General features: G+C 58.0%; 11 protein-coding genes. 7 read left to right on the forward strand and 4 right to left on the reverse strand.

Annotated features, from left to right (window positions below; all coding sequences use genetic code 11):
- Window positions 1–116 precede the first annotated feature (116 nt).
- The 3 genes from B3187_RS17250 to B3187_RS17260 all read left to right on the forward strand — a co-directional run bounded on the left by B3187_RS17250 (window position 117) and on the right by B3187_RS17260 (window position 4,534).
- Entirely contained in the window at window positions 117–1,625 is a 1,509-nt protein-coding gene (locus tag B3187_RS17250) for an MFS transporter (RefSeq protein WP_286807725.1), read from the forward strand.
- On the forward strand, window positions 1,622–3,310 hold the full coding sequence (locus B3187_RS17255; protein ID WP_286807726.1) for an alpha-amylase family glycosyl hydrolase: 1,689 nt from the start codon (window positions 1,622–1,624) through the stop codon (window positions 3,308–3,310). The genes B3187_RS17250 and B3187_RS17255 overlap by 4 nt, the downstream gene beginning before the upstream one ends.
- A gap of 81 nt (window positions 3,311–3,391) precedes the next feature.
- Window positions 3,392–4,534, forward strand: coding sequence for a Gfo/Idh/MocA family protein (locus B3187_RS17260; protein ID WP_286807727.1), 1,143 nt, complete (start codon window positions 3,392–3,394; stop codon window positions 4,532–4,534).
- A gap of 148 nt (window positions 4,535–4,682) precedes the next feature.
- Here B3187_RS17260 and B3187_RS17265 read toward each other — a convergent pair whose 3' ends face one another.
- Window positions 4,683–5,714: a LacI family DNA-binding transcriptional regulator gene (locus B3187_RS17265; RefSeq protein ID WP_286807728.1), complete on the reverse strand. Its 1,032-nt coding sequence runs from the start codon at window positions 5,712–5,714 to the stop codon at window positions 4,683–4,685.
- Between the two features lie 160 nt (window positions 5,715–5,874).
- Window positions 5,875–7,023: a helix-turn-helix transcriptional regulator gene (locus B3187_RS17270; protein ID WP_286807729.1), complete on the reverse strand. Its 1,149-nt coding sequence runs from the start codon at window positions 7,021–7,023 to the stop codon at window positions 5,875–5,877.
- A 165-nt stretch (window positions 7,024–7,188) separates the two neighbouring features.
- Between B3187_RS17270 and B3187_RS17275 the strand changes: the two genes are divergently transcribed.
- The 4 genes from B3187_RS17275 (at window position 7,189) to B3187_RS17290 (ending at window position 11,720) form a co-directional block, all read left to right on the forward strand.
- Entirely contained in the window at window positions 7,189–7,953 is a 765-nt protein-coding gene (locus B3187_RS17275; RefSeq protein WP_286807730.1) for an alpha/beta fold hydrolase, read from the forward strand.
- A 160-nt stretch (window positions 7,954–8,113) separates the two neighbouring features.
- Window positions 8,114–9,751 carry a methyl-accepting chemotaxis protein gene (locus B3187_RS17280; protein ID WP_286807732.1) on the forward strand — a complete coding sequence of 546 codons (1,638 nt, stop codon included), beginning with the start codon at window positions 8,114–8,116 and terminating at the stop codon, window positions 9,749–9,751.
- Window positions 9,752–9,859: 108 nt separating this feature from the next.
- Window positions 9,860–10,792 (forward strand): sensor domain-containing diguanylate cyclase, encoded by a 933-nt coding sequence (locus B3187_RS17285; RefSeq protein ID WP_024461520.1) that lies wholly within the window; start codon window positions 9,860–9,862, stop codon window positions 10,790–10,792.
- Between the two features lie 4 nt (window positions 10,793–10,796).
- Complete coding sequence (locus B3187_RS17290; RefSeq protein WP_286807733.1) at window positions 10,797–11,720, forward strand: DUF3667 domain-containing protein; 924 nt, start codon at window positions 10,797–10,799, stop codon at window positions 11,718–11,720.
- Window positions 11,721–11,728: 8 nt separating this feature from the next.
- On the opposite strand, the gene B3187_RS17295 is transcribed toward B3187_RS17290, so the two are convergent.
- Together B3187_RS17295 and B3187_RS17300 are read right to left on the reverse strand one after the other, a co-directional pair.
- A complete protein-coding gene (locus tag B3187_RS17295) occupies window positions 11,729–14,860 on the reverse strand; it encodes an efflux RND transporter permease subunit (RefSeq protein ID WP_286807735.1) in 3,132 nt (1,043 codons plus the stop codon).
- Window positions 14,857–16,164 carry an efflux RND transporter periplasmic adaptor subunit gene (locus tag B3187_RS17300; RefSeq protein WP_286807737.1) on the reverse strand — a complete coding sequence of 436 codons (1,308 nt, stop codon included), beginning with the start codon at window positions 16,162–16,164 and terminating at the stop codon, window positions 14,857–14,859. Before B3187_RS17300 ends, B3187_RS17295 begins: the two co-directional genes overlap by 4 nt.
- Window positions 16,165–16,207 lie beyond the last annotated feature (43 nt).

Raw genomic sequence — 16,207 nt, forward strand, 5'->3', positions numbered from 1 at the left:
TATTGCCGCGGCGCGCCGGCTTGCTTAATTTGAGCGGCTGGCGCGTCAGGCTCTCATTTAAAGGGTGTGAAGATGCTAAGCTGAAAGCACCCGATAACAGATAACAAGTGGTTAACATGAAACAAAAACCTCAACTCAGTTTTTGGCAGATCTGGAACATGAGTTTCGGATTTTTGGGCATCCAGTTCGGTTTTGCCCTGCAGAATGCCAATGTCAGCCGTATTTTCCAGACCCTTGGAGCGCCCATTGATGACCTGGCGTTTCTCTGGCTGGCGGCGCCGGTGACCGGTCTTCTGATTCAGCCAATCATCGGCTATATGAGCGATAAAACCTGGAACCGATTGGGACGCCGTCGTCCTTACTTTCTGTTCGGCGCCATTTTCGCCAGTCTTGCCTTGTTGTATATGCCCCATTCACCCACTTTGTGGGTGGCCGCCGGTATGCTCTGGATATTGGATGCGTCCATCAATGTTTCCATGGAGCCATTCCGCGCCTTTGTGGGTGATATGCTCCCGGACAAACAGCGGACCAAAGGCTTTGCCATGCAGAGCTTTTTCATCGGTATTGGCGCAGTGGTCGCCTCGTTTTTGCCCTGGATCATGACCAACTGGCTGAATGTCAGCAATACCGCCGCACCAGGCGTAGTGCCAGATTCAGTGATCTATTCATTCTGGATTGGCGGTGCAATTCTATTGCTGGCGGTCCTCTGGACGGTACTCAAAACCCGCGAATACAGCCCGGAAGAGCTCGCCGCTTTTGAACAATTCAAGGTACAACAGAAGCGGGCGGCATCAGCGGATGTGGAAACCCGCTCCGCGTCTTCCTACAGCGGTTGGGGTACGGTGTTTGCGGTGGCGGGTATTCTGGTGGCCGCTCTGGTGTATGGTCTCAGTCTTGAGAAGGAAGTCTATGTGCTGGCTGGACTTCTGGGAGGTGTAGGTATATTGCAGCTGGTAGCGGGCTATATGCTCCGCCAGGGCAAAACCGGCAATGGCATCTATCAGGTGGCGCATGACCTGTTCCATATGCCCAAAACCATGGCGCAACTGGCCGTGGTTCAGTTCTTCTCCTGGTTTGCGCTGTTTTCCATGTGGATTTACGCCACCAGCGCGGTTACCAGCCATCACTATCAGACCCTGGATACATCGTCAAAACTCTATAACGACGGTGCTGACTGGGTGGGCGTACTGTTTGGCGCCTACAACGGTTTTGCCGCGTTGGCGGCGATAGTGATTCCCCTGCTGGCCCGTAAGCTGGGGCGCAAGGGCGCACACATTGTAAACCTGTGCCTGGGCGCGGCGGGACTGATTTCGTTTGTGATCATTCGCGATCCCGTCTGGTTACTGGTGTCCATGGTGGGGGTCGGCTTTGCCTGGGCGTCCATTCTGTCGATGCCTTACGCGATCCTGTCCTGCTCGCTGCCCTCCCACAAAATGGGCGTGTACATGGGGATCTTCAATTTCTTTATTGTGATTCCACAGATCATTGCCGGCAGTCTGTTGGGTTTGATTCTGAATAATCTGTTCGCCGGTGAGGCTATTTGGGTGCTCGTGGCGGGCGGCGTATCTTTCCTGGTGGCCGCTGCCGCTACCCTTATTGTGACTGACGAAGGAGTCGACGCATGAAGCACGCACTGACGACCCGGTTGAGTATTCTCGCCAGCACCCTGGCTCTGGCGGCCTGTGCCTCCACGTCGACTCCTGGCTCTACGAGCACCTCCACCACTGATCGACCCCATTACTACGGCACTCAGGAAGCCTTTGCCGAAGAGGCGATTTATTTCCTGCTGACCGATCGTTTTGTGGATGGCGACCCCTCCAACAACCACGAAGATCAGGGCGGCGAGTTTCCCAGCTTTGATGTTCCCATGCCGGGTCCTGATGGAAAAGAGGCCAACGTTGGTTACCTGGGTGGGGATTTCAAAGGCATCCTGAATAATGCCGAGTACCTGAAATCACTGGGGGTCACGGCGCTGTGGATTTCTCCGATCGTGGATAATCCCAACCAGGCTTTTAATGGCGGTGATCCGGTCGGCTTTGCTCAGCCGGGAGACGGCGGCAAAACCGGTTTCCACGGTTATTGGGGCACCAATTTTTTCAAAGTTGATGAACACTGGGAGTCCGAAGGATTGACCTTTTCGGACCTGACCCGGAGGTTGCGTGAAGAGCACGACCTGAAAATCGTTCTGGATATTGTGGCCAATCACAGCTCACCCGCCTATTCGATGGAGGAAGACCAGCCGATGTACGGTGAGGTTTATGGGCGCAATGGCGAGCTGATTGCCGATCACGAAAACCTGGAGCCGGAGCAGTTGAATCCGAACAACCCCCTGCATGCTTTCTACGAGCGGGAAAAAGACCTGGCGCAGCTGGGTAAGTTTGATGCCGATAATCCCGCGGTGATGGAGTATGTAGTGGACGCTTACCTTCAGTGGATTGATCAGGGCGCGGCGGCCTTTCGCATTGATACCTTGCGGCACAAGCCCCATGAATTCTGGAAAGAGTTTACTGATCGCATTCGCGCAGAGCATCCGGATTTCTTCATGTTTGGTGAGAGCTTTGTGTTCGACGCGGAGTTTCTCGGGGAGCACACTCAGCCGGAAAATGGCGGTTTGAGCCTCCTGGACTTTCCCGCACAGGAAACCCTGACCTCGGTGTTTGAAAATCCGGAGAGTGATTACTCGGAAATTCTGAGTTACCTGCACCTGGAAAACAGCCCTTATCATAATCCCTACGAGCTGGTCTCTTTTTACGAGAATCACGACATTCGTCGGATGGATGGCGATACCAAGGCGTACATTAATGCCAACAACTGGCTGTTCACCTCCCGTGGTATTCCATCCATTTACTATGGTTCGGAAATCGGGTTTATGCCCGGCACCAAAGAGCACGAAGGCAATCGGAATTACTTCGGCCAGGAACGGATTGAACAGGCTCGCAGCCATGCCATTACCGACAACCTGAGTCGGATTGCCCATATTCGGCAGGAGTCAGTTGCCCTGCAAAAAGGTCTGCAGGCCAATCTGGATTTCTCGGGCGATACGGCGTCGTTTCTGCGGGTATATCAGGACGATCATCAGGCGCAAACCGCACTGGTGCTCTTGAACAAAGGTGACGAGGCAACCAGTATCAGTGTTGATCGCTGGTTGAGTCAGGGCGAGTGGCGCGATGCCGATACCGGTGAGCGATTTGATGTGGACGGTCAGATTACCCTGGGGGTACCGGGCGATGGCGTACGGGTTCTTATCTACGATGGTCCTGTTAATAATGACGGCTTGGCGGCTAGGTTGGTTCAACTTAAGAAAATGTGATTGTAGCAACGTTCGGGATTTGTTCTGCCTTATAGAATGCGAATATTTGATTATCAATTTAGCGGATAACAGGAGAAAATAATGAAGTGGCTGATGTTTTTTTGGCTATTGCTCGCGAGTTCCGGACCGGCTATGGCGGATAATAAATTAAAGATTGGAGTGGCGGGGTTAACCCATACCCACGTGCACTGGGTTTTTAATAGTGAAGAGCGCGGCGATTTTGAGATTGTGGGCATTGTCGAGCCGGATAAATCCCTGGCCCGGCGATATGCCAGCCAGCATGATTACAGTATGGATAAGGTCTACCCCACACTGGAAGCGATGATAGACGCTACCCAGCCAGAAGCCATTACAGCCTTTGGCAGTATTTTTGAGCATCTTGAAGTGGTGGAAGTGGCTGCCCCGCGCGGCATTCATGTCATGGTTGAAAAACCGTTGGCGGTCAATATGACCCATGCCCAAAAAATGTATGATCTGGCGAAACAGCACAAAATCCATCTACTGACAAACTATGAAACGACCTGGTATCCCACTAACCATGCAGTCAAAGCGGCGCTACAGTCGGGCGACATTGGCGAGATGCGCAAGGTGCTGGTTCAAGACGGTCACAAAGGTCCGAGTAAACTGGGGATCAACCAGGAGTTTTTAGACTGGCTGTTAGACCCGGTACAAAATGGCGGCGGTGCCATTATGGATTTTGCCTGTTATGGAGCGAATTTACTGACCTGGCTGACCGACGGTCAAGTGCCCAAGACCGTCACAGCAGTGACCCAGCAGTTACAGCCGGAAAATAACCCTGAGGTAGACGATGAGGCGACTCTCATTTTAACCTACCCTCACGCCCAAGCTGTTGTACAAGGGTCGTGGAACTGGCCAATCGGTCGCAAAGATATGGAGGTGTATGGCACCACTGGCGTGCTCTATGCCGATAATCGCCATCAGTATCGTAAACGCCTCGCCCGCGGCTACGATGACTTTGATGAAACCCGCAAAAAACTGGAAGAGCGGCCGTATCCGTATGATGATCCCTTCAGTTATTTTAAGGCGGTGATTGAGCAAACCATCGAACCCGAACCCTATGCGTTATCTTCACTGGAAAACAACATGATTGTAATGCAGATCCTAGATGCGGCGCGCCAAAGCGCTGCCAGTGGCGAGCGCGTTACTTTGCCAACCGACACCGGGCAGAATAAAGAGATGGGTCTAAACAGGGATGTAGATTAGAACCCGTGATATTGACCCCGACGCCCACTTGGTCCGTTTAGTTATTGAAAACATTTAGGTTTGGTTCATGTGCTAAGTGGTAGTCAATTCGTACGTGCCGTTGTCATTCGTTATTAGAGAAGGTTAGATTACCGCATAAGCTAGAACGCTATGCCTTGTGCCCACAAGAGCCACGCACCATCAGGTCGGTGGGCAGCAGGAAAGATTCCGGTTTCTCACCGTCGATCATCTTCAGCAGGTTGTCTACCAGCAGCTCACCCGCCAGTCGGGTGTTCTGTTGCACCGTGGTCAAGGGCGGATGGGTGTAGGAGGCGGTGGGAATGTCATCAAAGCCCACCACCGCAATATCATCCGGTACGATCAGACCGGCGGCCTCAATTCCCTGAATCGCCCCGATGGCGATCAGGTCGCTCGCACCAAATACCGCATCGAATTCCACGCCCCGCGCTCGCAGGGTTTCAATGCCCGCCTTGCCGTCGGTTTCCGAGGTTTCCGCCGCGACCTGAAGGGCCGGATCCAGCTCAATCCCGAATTCCTTCAGTGCCCGGGCGTGCCCCTCATAGCGGCGCCGGAACTCGGGGGAGTGCTCGCTGGCGTCCCCAATAAACGCGATCCGTTTCCGGCCGAGCTGTAACAGATGTTTTGTGGCCTTGTAGGCACCGTTGTAGTTGTCGCAGCCAATGGACACGCCCGGCTGGCCCGGCAACACCGGACCCCAGGTAATGTAGTGAGCGCCCGCCTCGTTCAGGTGGATCAGCTTTTCCACGTAGGTCACATAGTCGCCATACCCCAGGAAAATGATTCCGTCGGCCCGGTGGGCGTCCTCAAAATCCGCGTGCCAGTCATCGCTCATCTGCTGAAAGGACACCAGCAGGTCGTACTGGCGGTTGGCACAGGCGCGGGTAATGCTGCCCAGCATGGACAGAAAGAAGGGGTTGATCATGGAGTCGCCAATACCCTGATCTTCACACAGCAGCAGGGCGATGGTCCGGGTCTGCTTGGAGCGCAGGTTGCGGGCGTTTTTGTCGACTTTGTAGTTCAGCTCCCGGGCAATTGCCTGGACTCGCTTACGGGTGGCCTCGTTGACCAACGGGCTGTCGCGCAGGGCACGTGACACTGTGGATTGGGAAACCCCGGCCCGATAGGCAATATCGAACGAGGTGGGCTTGTCGTCTTTCATACACCGAAAGTCCCGGGCCTGTTACTGGCCTCTGTTGTTATGGCTCTGTGTGCGATTGCCGTTGCTTGGCAAACCCGACACTGGGTGTGGGGCCAAATGCCGGATCGGGAATGAATATATCACAGGGTTGAGCAAAAGTGGCACCAGTGCCGTTGAGGGACTATCGGGCCGGCAGTTGGTTGACCAGGGCCGCCAATTGGCTCTGTCGAGAACAGCCGGTTTTATTGAATACGGACTTCAACTGGCTTCTCAGGGTGTGGATCGAGCGGTGGTCCCGGGTGGCTACCGCTTTCAGTTCCAGACCCAGAGCGATATCCAGGGCCAGCCTGGCCTCAGTGTCGGTCAGTCCGTAGGCGGTGACCAACTGCTGGTGACGTCGGCCGATCTGAGCCAATGGGTCCCGGATATAGAGCGCGGCGTGGATATCGGTCTGCCAGAACGGCAGATTGGGTTCGGCGCCCGGAAACACCGGCGTCAACAGGCAATACAGGGGCGGGCAGTGGGGGCGGGGCACCTCAAAGCGCCACTCCAGGCTTTGGCAGTGGGCCGCTTGGCCCGTCAGACGCTGCAGAGCCGCTTTGAAGGGGGGATTCAGATTCGGGTCGGTGAATTCAACGCCGTCCGAGGTGAAGCGCAGGCCCATCGGGGCGGCCTGCTCCAATTGAGGCGAGAGGTAACGGATCTGGCCATTCGCATTGAACAGAACAAATGGCAACGGGTGACTCTGGGCGGCATTCAGGGCCGACGTCAACCGCGCCTCCCGGTCGGCCATCTGGGCACTGAGTCGCAGTGCCTGGCGCATATGGGGCAGTACGCTGTTGATCAGGTTGGTCTCTTCCCGGGAGTAATACCCCTGCCCGCCGGTGCGCTGAATCAACAGTTGCACCTTGTGCTGCTCGGTGCTGTAGACCGTGCCGCACACGCCGTGATGAATATCCAGGCCTCTGGCCCAGTCGTTGAAGAATTCGGTCTGGTAAAACGTCGGCTGTCGGCAACTGAAATCGAGGTAGGTGGAATACAACTGCCCGGTTGGCTTCTCTCCCAGCTCGGTGCGCCAGGGGCACAAATTGACGAAGTGTTCCACGTAGCGCTGGTGCGCACTATCGTCGATGTTGACCTTGATGCTGCGCTGAACGGTATTCGCGCCCTGATTCAACAACAGTAAGCGGGCCGAGCGGGACCCGGTCAAATCGATCATCCGCTTGAGAAACGGCCCCCACTGGCCGTTGCTCAGCGCACTGCCGTAAAGGGTTCCCAGGAGTTGTTCGTTATGCTCAGCAAAGCGTTTCCGCAGTGTATCGTCTGGCATGGCACCGTGGTTCCGTAAGGCCGCCGCCAGTGGATGTGGCGGGCAGCCGGAGATCAAATCATCGACTCTGGCGCGATTTTCGCTTATTTTAAATAAGTCTGCGTTGAAATACGCCAATCTGCAATGACTAATTCAAGCACGACTCATTCCAACGAGAAGCCAACCATGTCCGACCACTATGACGATTGTGTGACCGAGCAGGGCCAGGGCGAACCTCTGGTCATTCTGATTCACGGCTGGAGCTGCCAGCGCACCGATTGGGTGCAAACACTGGCTGCCATGCCCCAGGACCTCCACTGCCTGGCTCTGGATCTGCCCGGCCACGGCGAGGCGCGGGATAGACTCTGGGATGACTGGACGATCGAGGGCCTGGCCAAAGCCGTAACCGAGGTGGCTGATCAGAAGGGCGCCCACCGACTGATACTGGTGGGCCACTCCATGGGCGGTTGCGTGGCCCTGGAAGCGGCCCGGCGCTGGTCCGGACCGGTGGGCGTGGTTTTGGTGGACAGTTTCGGGCTGCCCTATGGGGATATGGATGCCGAGACCATTGCCTCCATTGAAGAACCTTTCAAGGCGGATTTTCGCGAGGCCATGGCCGGGCTGGTGGACAACACCACGGTGTCGGAGCTGGACCCTGAAATCCGTGAGTGGATCAAAGCCCGGATGTCGTCGGGCGATCCAGAGCGCCTGCTGCCCATCTGGCACAACCTGTTGCGCTGGTCCCCGGACGCGGCTTTTGCCGCTATCAAAGGGCCCATTGTGGCGCTGAACGGTGAGCACATTTCCGAGGCGGCGCAAAAGCGCTGCGCGCCCTACGTTCAGGAGACCATCCTGCCGGGCACCCATCACTTCCCCCAGTTCGAGCAGCCCCAGGCCTTCGCTAACGCACTACAGCAGTCAATGGAATCCATAGCGTCACAACTTGAGTAGGTTGGATTAGCGCAACGCGCGTAATCCAACGATTCTCAGCCCAATGGTCGCAATGTTGATCTATGCGACACACTGACACGTACTCTGTCGGGAAAATTAACACTTGGCCGCAGAGCCAAGGACATTCTAGGGGCGAGTCCCCGTATACAGAGTACTTATCATGGCTAGATCGCTCACCATCGCCCAGCGCCTTGGCGCGGGTTTCGGATTGATTCTTCTACTGTTTACCATGGTGACCGTGCTGGGGATCCAGCGGGTGACCGTCATGGACCGGACCCTGTCCGCTGTCAACGAGGGGGCCTCCCAGAAGCAACGCTATGCCATCAATTTCCGGGGCAGCGTCCACGACCGGGCCATCGCCATTCGCGATGCCGTGCTGGTCGAGAACGACCGCGCCCTGCAGGCTCACTTGCAGGACGTGCGTGACCTGGATGCGTTTTATCAGGACTCGGCCCGGCAGATGGACGCGCTCTTCGACACCCAGAACGTGACTGATCAAGAGCAGCGCCTGCTGGACCGGATTCAGACGATTGAGCAGGAAACCCTGGGCCTGACCTCTGAGTTGATCGCCCTTCGCCAGGCCGGCAACATCGAGGCGGCCCGCGAGTTTCTGTTATCCGATGTCTCGGTGGCCTACACCGAATGGCTGGCTCGGGTGAATGCGTTTATTGACTATCAGGAAGCGGATATCCGGCGGGACGTGGATCATGTGCAGGCGGTAGCAAGCGATTTTGCCAAAGTCATGGTGGCGTTTCTTTTGTTGGCGTTGATCGCGGGAGCGGTGGTGGCCGTGGTGATCATCAAAAACATCAAAGCGACTCTCGGGGCTGAGCCGGAAGCCTTGTCAGAGGCGATCGAAGCTTTCGCATCCGGGCAACTGACCGTGACGGAGAGCTCTCGCTACCCAAACAGCGTCATGGCCAATATCAACAAAACCCTGCGCCGGCTCGCCGGTGTGATCACCGATGTACGCATGGCGGCGGAAACCCTGGCCCGCTCGTCGGAAGAGCTGACCCGGACTTCGGATGACAACAGCGAACAGGTGCGCCTGCAGTCCTCGGAAACCGAGCAGATGGCCGCCGCCATCAATCAGCTCAGTGCCTCGGTGGTGGAGATCTCCCGAAGCGCGGCCAATGCCTCAAACGCCACCCAGAGCGCTGACCGGGAAGTGAACACCGGCAATCAGACGGTGCAGGAAACCGCTTCCGCCATTGAACAGTTGGCGCAGACCCTTGAGGACGCGGTGAGCAAAGTGCAGACGGTATCGACCCAGAGTGGCGATATTGAAAAAATCATCGATGTAATCAACGGTATCGCCGAGCAGACCAATCTGCTGGCCCTGAATGCGGCCATCGAAGCGGCCCGCGCCGGCGAGCACGGCCGGGGTTTTGCGGTGGTTGCCGATGAGGTCCGCTCGCTGGCGACCCGCACCCAGGCCTCGACCCGGGAGATTCGGGAGATGATCGGCACCCTGCAGACCGGGGCCGGAGACGCGGTGGAGGTGATGGAAACCAGCCATCAATTGGCCCAGAAAACCGTGATAAAAACCCGGGAGGCCGAGAGCGCCCTGTCCACCATTCGTCAGGAGGTGGTATCCATCACCGATATGAACCACCAGATTGCCAGCGCCGCCGAGGAGCAGAGTCAGGTGGCCGAGGGCGTCAATCAGAACATCAACCGGATCAGCGAAGCGACCCTGGCGTCCTCCGCTGGCGCCGATCAGGTAGCGGGGTCCAGTCGGGAGCTGTCCGAGCTGGCTCAGCAGTTGTCGCGCAAAGTGGCCCATTTCGAGGTGTAGTCAGGTGGGCGGGTGTTGGCCGCCCCGGCGGTTCGGAGTATATTGAGGCAGCGTGATCGCTCCCGGCAGAGGAGCGGCTTTGACCAACCAGCACCGGGCCACCTATTCATGAGCTCCCCCATTTCCGACGCAACTGATAGCGCGGTCTATAAAACCCTGCTTGAATCCACCAAGGCCATCCCCTGGAAAATCGACTGGGCGACCATGAAATTCGCCTACATCGGCCCCCAGATTGAAGCGCTCCTGGGCTGGACGCCGGAAAGCTGGGTCAGCGTAGAGGACTGGGCGACCCGGATGCACCCGGAAGATCGGGACTGGGTGGTGAACTTCTGTGTGAGCCAGTCCCAGTCCGGTGTGGACCATGAGGCAGACTACCGGGCACTGACCAAAGACGGCGACTACGTCTGGATTCGGGACGTGGTCCATGTCGCCCGCAATGAGCAAGGTGAAGTGGAAGCGCTGATCGGCTTCATGTTCGATATCAGTGAGCGCAAGAAAACCGAGCAGGAACTGATCAAACTGCAGAAAGAACTTGAGACGCTGTCCTACCAGGACGGCCTGACCGGCGTGGCCAACCGGCGCATGCTCGACTCCATTCTCGATGTGGAGTGGTTGAATGCCCGGCGCAACTGCCAGCCGCTGTCGGTATTGCTGATCGACATCGATTATTTCAAACAGTACAACGATCGGTACGGACACCTGCAGGGCGATGACTGCTTGAGGTCGATTGCCCAGACCCTGGATACCGTGGCTTCCCGCCCCAGGGATTTCCTGGCCCGGTTCGGTGGCGAGGAATTCATGCTGGTGCTCCCGGAAACGGATGGAAAGGCCGCTCATGCGGTGGCCGACCGATGCCGCCAGGCCATTTTGAAGTTGCAGATTCCCCACGCCGCTTCCGATGCCAGTCAGTTGGTTTCCATCAGCGTCGGCGTCGCCAGTATTATTCCCGATCACGAGTGTGAGCTGGCGGAATTTATTGAGAGCGCGGATCGAAAACTGTATCAAGCCAAGCTTGAAGGGCGCGACCGGGTGGTGGCTTAGCGCAATGGCCGACAGGGATGACATGACTCAGCCTTCGCTCTGCGCCAATTGCGATACGCCGCTTCAGGGCGATTATTGCCATCGCTGTGGGCAGGACAACAAGAATTATGTACGCAGCGCCTTCGGACTCATCACCGAGTTCCTGGGGGAGTTCACCAACTGGGACAATCGTCTCTGGCGGACCTTGTGGCCACTGTGGGTCCGCCCGGGGTTTCTGAGTCTGCGTTACGTTCAGGGGCACCGAGCCCCATATGTTCCGCCGCTGCGCCTGTACATCTTTACCTCCATTGTGGCTTTTCTGGTGTTCGCTCAGGCGATACCGGTGGATTCGATCAACTTGAATCCACCGGAGGAGACGACCGAGAGAGCCTCGGGTGAGGGGTCAGAATCGAGGAGCGGTCTGGTTGCGCCACCCATACCGGGCCGGGATGTGCACTTTGAGCTGCCCTTGGTCAGCGACGAAATCAATCGCCGACTCGAATATAATTTTGGTCGTATTGCCGAGAACCCTCAGATCGGCATCAATCAGTTTTTTTCCCTTGCTCCCCAGGTAATGTTCTTGCTATTACCGCTGTTTGCCCTGGTTCTGAAATTGATTTACTGGCGGCGACATCACTATTATATGGAGCACCTGATACTTGCCCTCCACACCCACAGCTTCGGGTTGCAATTGGCTGTGGTGGTGGTGGGCTTGGCCATGCTTGAGGATGCCATCGCGGCCTGGCCTGTGGTGCCCGAGGCATTGAGTGTGCTCAGTAGCCTGCTGTTCTGGTCGGTGCCTCTCTACCTGCTACTGAGCCACAAAACGTTTTATCGTCAGGGATGGTGGAAATCGGTTCTTAAATTTTTACTCACTGCCACTGCTTACAGCTTTCTGCTCTTCACGGCGTTTTTGTTTACGACGATCCAGAGCATCCTGCGCAGCTAAGCCGGCGATCAAGTCGCCGGCTTACCCACCGAGCGCCACAGGTAATAGATCACCGGTAGCACCAACAAGGTCAGGATCAGTGTCGTGAAGGTGCCGCCCACCATCGGCGCGGCGATGCGCTGCATCACCTCCGAACCGGTGCCGCCGCCGAGCATGATGGGCAGCAGGCCCGCGAACAGCGTGGCGGCGGTCATCACAATCGGCCGCAGCCGCAGCCCGGCCCCTTCCATCACCGCCTGCTGTAGGTCCGCGCGGGTGAAGGCCCGACCGGCCTCGGTGCAGCGCACCTCGGCGGCCTGATACTCCAGGTTAAGATACACCAGCATCAATACGCCAATTTCCACCGCCACCCCCGCCAGGGCGATAAAACCCATGGCCACCGCGACCGACAGGTCATAGCCCAACGCCAGCAGCAACCAGACGCCGCCCAACAACCCGAACGGTAATGTCATGAGGATCATCGCCACTTCGCTGAAGCGGCGGAAGTTCAGGTACAGGAGCAACACAATCACGCCCAGGGTAATCGGCATCACCAGCGCCAGCTTTTCCTGAGCGCGCGCCATGTATTCGTACTGACCGGCCCAGCGCAGCGAGTAGCCGGAGGGCAACTCAATGTGCTCGTTCACCGCCGCTTGCGCGTCGGCCACAAAGGAGCCCAGATCCCGCTCGGTGATGTCGACAAACACCCAACCGTTCAGCCGGGCATTCTCGCTCTTGATAGCGGGCGGTCCATCGTCGATGGTCACACGGGCGACCTCGCTCAAAGGAATGTGGGTTCCATTGGGGGTGACAATGGGTAAATTGGCCAGCGCCTCCGGCGAGTCACGATAGGCTTGGGGATAGCGCAGGTTGACCGGGTAGCGCTCCAGTCCTTCGACGGTTTCGGTGATATTGGCACCGCCCACGGCAGTGCGGATTACCGACTGCACATCGGCGATATTCAGCCCGTAACGGGCGGCGCTGGCGCGGTCGATATCCACGGTCAGATAGCGCCCCCCGGCCACGCGTTCCGCGTACACGGAGCTCGCACCGGGTACCTCACCAATCACGGTTTCCAGCTCCCGCCCGAGCTGTTCAATCACCGACAGGTCCGGCCCCGCAATTTTTACTCCCACCGGAGTTTTGATGCCGGTGGCGAGCATATCGATCCGGGTTTTGATCGGCATCACCCAGGCGTTGGTCAGGCCCGGAAAGTCGATCAATTGATCCAGCTCGGCGCGCAGGGATTCCGGGGTGACACCGGGTCGCCACTGGTCTCTGGGTTTGAACTGAATCACCGTCTCGATCATGGTCAGCGGGGCCGGATCCGTGGCGGTATCGGCCCGACCGATTTTGCCGAACACCGTCTCCACTTCCGGCAGGGTTTTGATCAGCTTGTCGGTCTGCTGCACAATTTGCCGCGCCTCGCCAATGGATACGCCCGCGTAGGTGGTGGGCATATACATCAGGTCGCCTTCATCCAGCGTGGGCATAAATTCCGTACCGAGTTTCTGTGCGGGCCAGAGTCCGATGACCATGATCGCCAGGGCGATCAGCAGTGTCGTTTTGGGAAAGCGCAACACGCCGCGCAGCAGCGGTTGATAGCCTGCGATCAGAACCCGGTTGATCGGGTTTTTCCGCTCGGGCAGGATGCGCCCGCGCACACAGTAACCGAGCAACACTGGCACCAGGGTAATGGCCAACCCGGCGGCGGCCGCCATGGCGTAGGTTTTGGTAAAGGCCAGCGGGGAGAACATCCGCCCTTCCTGGGCCTCCAGGGCGAATACCGGCAGAAAACTCAGGGTAATGATCAGCAACGAGAAAAACAGGGCCGGGCCCACTTCCGATGCCGAGCGGGCCGCCAGTTGCCAGCGTTGTTCGTTGCTCAGCTCGCCTTTGTGGCGCTCCAGGTGCTTGTGAAAATTTTCGATCATCACCACCGCGCCATCGACCATGGCACCAATGGCGATGGCAATGCCGCCGAGGGACATGATGTTGGCGTTGATGCCCTGGATCTGCATTACGATCATCGCGATGAGAATGCCAAGCGGCAGGCTGAACACCACCACCAGGGATGAGCGCAGGTGAAACAGAAACAGGGCGCAGATCAGGACCACTACCAGTAGTTCCTGACCGAGCTTTTCGTACAGGTTGCTCACCGCATTGCGAATCAGTTGCGAGCGGTCGTAGGTGGTGACCACCTCCACGCCGTCGGGCAGACTGGGCTTCAGTTCATCCAGCCGGGCCTTCACCCGGTCAATCACCTCCGCCGCGTTTTCGCCCGAGCGCATCACCACGATGCCACCCACCACCTCGCCTTCGCCGTTCAGCTCGGCAATGCCCCGACGCATTTCCGGGCCGAGTTGGATGGTGGCGACGTCTTTCAACTGCAGCGGGGTTCCCCGCTCGTTGGTGCCCAGCGGAATCTGCGCCAGGTCTTCTATGCTCTGCACATAACCGGTGGCGCGCACCATATACTCCGCCTCGGCCATTTCGATGACCGACGCGCCGGTTTCGGCATTGCCGTTGACGATGGCGGCGTGCACCTGTTGCAGTGGTAGGTTATAGGCGCGCAGCTTCTGCGGGTCGACCTCCACCTGATATTGCCGGTTCATGCCGCCAATGGTGGCGATCTCGGACACACCATCGAGCGCCTGCAACTCGTACTTCAGAAACCAGTTCTGCAGCGTCGTGAGTTCCGCCAGGTTGTGCTGGCCGGTGCGGTCGACCAGCGCATAGTTGAATACCCAGCCCACCCCGGTGGCATCCGGGCCGAGTTCGGGGCGAGCGCCTTCGGGTAAATCCTGAGCGGCCTGATTCAGATACTCCAACACCCGGGAGCGGGCCCAGTAGAGGTCCGTACCTTCCTCAAAAATCACATAAACGTAAGAGTCACCGTAGAAGGAAAAGCCCCGCACGGTCTGGGTTTTGGGGACGGACAGAAGCGCGGTGGTGAGCGGGTAGGTCACCTGGTCCTGCACCACCTGGGGCGCCTGCCCGGGGTAGGAGGTTTTGACAATCACTTGCACATCGGACAGGTCTGGGATGGCATCTACCGGTGTGTTGCGCACCGAGTAGAGCCCCCAGCCCAACAGCATCAAGGTGGCCAGTACCACCAGCAGGCGATTGTGAATGGACCAGCGAATGATCGCGGCAATCATGGTGCGCTTCCTCCGTGGTCCATTCCCTCATGATCCATGTCTCCGTGATCCATTGCGTCATGATCCATGGCATCGTGATCCGCCTCGTCCTCTTCTGGTGTTCGGGTTTCGATTCGGCCCAAATCCGCCGCGCGGCTGGACTCGGAATCGATCAGGAACAGGCCGTCTTCAACCACGCGATCCCCGTGGCGCAAGCCCTCCAGAATTTCGGCGCGCTCGCGGCCGACCTGTCCGACCTTGACCGGTACCGAGCGATACACCTCCGGTTCCACTTCCCGCACTACGCGGGTTCCGGCGCCGGTGCGAATCAGGGCGCTGCGGGGAATGGATAGCACGGCCTGTTCATCCTCGGGCTCGATCCGGGCGCGGACAAACATGCCCGGTTTAAGCCGACCCTCGTCGTTGGCAAATTCCAGGCGGGTGCGCAGCGTTCGGGTGTTGCTGTTGAGCGTGGGGTAGAGGTAGGAGACGGTGCCCTCCCAGGTTTCACCGGGATAGCTTGCGGTGGTCAGGGTGACCGGCTGGCCGGTGGTGATACGACCCGCATCGGCCTCAAACAGCTCGACATTGACCCAGATGTCTTCAAGACTGCCAATGGACATCAGGTTCTGCGGCAGGTCCACAAAGTTGCCCTCGCGCACACCGAGCTGCACCACATAGCCGTCCCGGCTCGCGTAGTAGCGCAGTTTCTCCCGTACGCTGCGTTCGCGTTTCAGTCGCTCGATTTCCCGCTCGCTCACCCCTTTGGCGCGCATCTGAGACAGGGAGCCCTCCGCCCGTCCCGGAAGCTGGTCTCTCAGGCTTTGCAGGTATTCCCGTTGCAGGTTGATGATTTCCGGCGAGTAAAACTCAAACAGTTTTTCACCGGCTTTGACCGGGTCGCCCTCGGTGGCCACAGCCAGCTCGGTAATCCAGCCTGAGGCGCGCACGTGAAAGTGCTGCACCTGTTGCTGGTTCACCTCCACCAGTCCGACCGTTTCAATGGTCTGGCCCACCGGCGCGTGGGTCGCTTCCGCCAGCGTCAGCCCGAGGTTCTGGGCAACCGCCGGGTTAATCCGGACATCGCCGGGCTCGCGTTTCTGGTCCTCCGCATACACCGGCACCAGATCCATGCCCATGGGGGACTTGCCGGGCCCATCCCGGCGATAGCTGTCATCCATGGGAGCCACCCAGTAAAGGGGCTCCTTCTCGTCGCTAGTCTTGGATGGTTCGGCGTTGTCCGAAGGCTCGGGCCAAAGCAAATGACTGCCCACACCCGGCGCAAAGGCGCCCAGCAGCGCCACGAAAAATAGAGGTTTGTTCATAACACCTGTCCACAAGGTAATACCACAACAGAAAAACGGCCGC

The sequence above is a fragment of the Marinimicrobium sp. UBA4209 genome, from assembly GCF_002381585.1.
GTDB lineage: Bacteria > Pseudomonadota > Gammaproteobacteria > Pseudomonadales > Cellvibrionaceae > Marinimicrobium > Marinimicrobium koreense.

What these genes read in the sequence shown, in the direction of transcription:
- B3187_RS17250 (WP_286807725.1), top strand. Translation starts at nt 117, where the DNA reads ATGAAACAAAAACCTCAACTCAGTTTTTGGCAGATCTGGAACATGAGT.
- B3187_RS17255 (WP_286807726.1), top strand. Translation starts at nt 1,622, where the DNA reads ATGAAGCACGCACTGACGACCCGGTTGAGTATTCTCGCCAGCACCCTG.
- B3187_RS17260 (WP_286807727.1), top strand. Translation starts at nt 3,392, where the DNA reads ATGAAGTGGCTGATGTTTTTTTGGCTATTGCTCGCGAGTTCCGGACCG.
- B3187_RS17265 (WP_286807728.1), bottom strand. Translation starts at nt 5,714, where the DNA reads ATGAAAGACGACAAGCCCACCTCGTTCGATATTGCCTATCGGGCCGGG.
- B3187_RS17270 (WP_286807729.1), bottom strand. Translation starts at nt 7,023, where the DNA reads ATGCCAGACGATACACTGCGGAAACGCTTTGCTGAGCATAACGAACAA.
- B3187_RS17275 (WP_286807730.1), top strand. Translation starts at nt 7,189, where the DNA reads ATGTCCGACCACTATGACGATTGTGTGACCGAGCAGGGCCAGGGCGAA.
- B3187_RS17280 (WP_286807732.1), top strand. Translation starts at nt 8,114, where the DNA reads ATGGCTAGATCGCTCACCATCGCCCAGCGCCTTGGCGCGGGTTTCGGA.
- B3187_RS17285 (WP_024461520.1), top strand. Translation starts at nt 9,860, where the DNA reads ATGAGCTCCCCCATTTCCGACGCAACTGATAGCGCGGTCTATAAAACC.
- B3187_RS17290 (WP_286807733.1), top strand. Translation starts at nt 10,797, where the DNA reads ATGGCCGACAGGGATGACATGACTCAGCCTTCGCTCTGCGCCAATTGC.
- B3187_RS17295 (WP_286807735.1), bottom strand. Translation starts at nt 14,860, where the DNA reads ATGATTGCCGCGATCATTCGCTGGTCCATTCACAATCGCCTGCTGGTG.
- B3187_RS17300 (WP_286807737.1), bottom strand. Translation starts at nt 16,164, where the DNA reads ATGAACAAACCTCTATTTTTCGTGGCGCTGCTGGGCGCCTTTGCGCCG.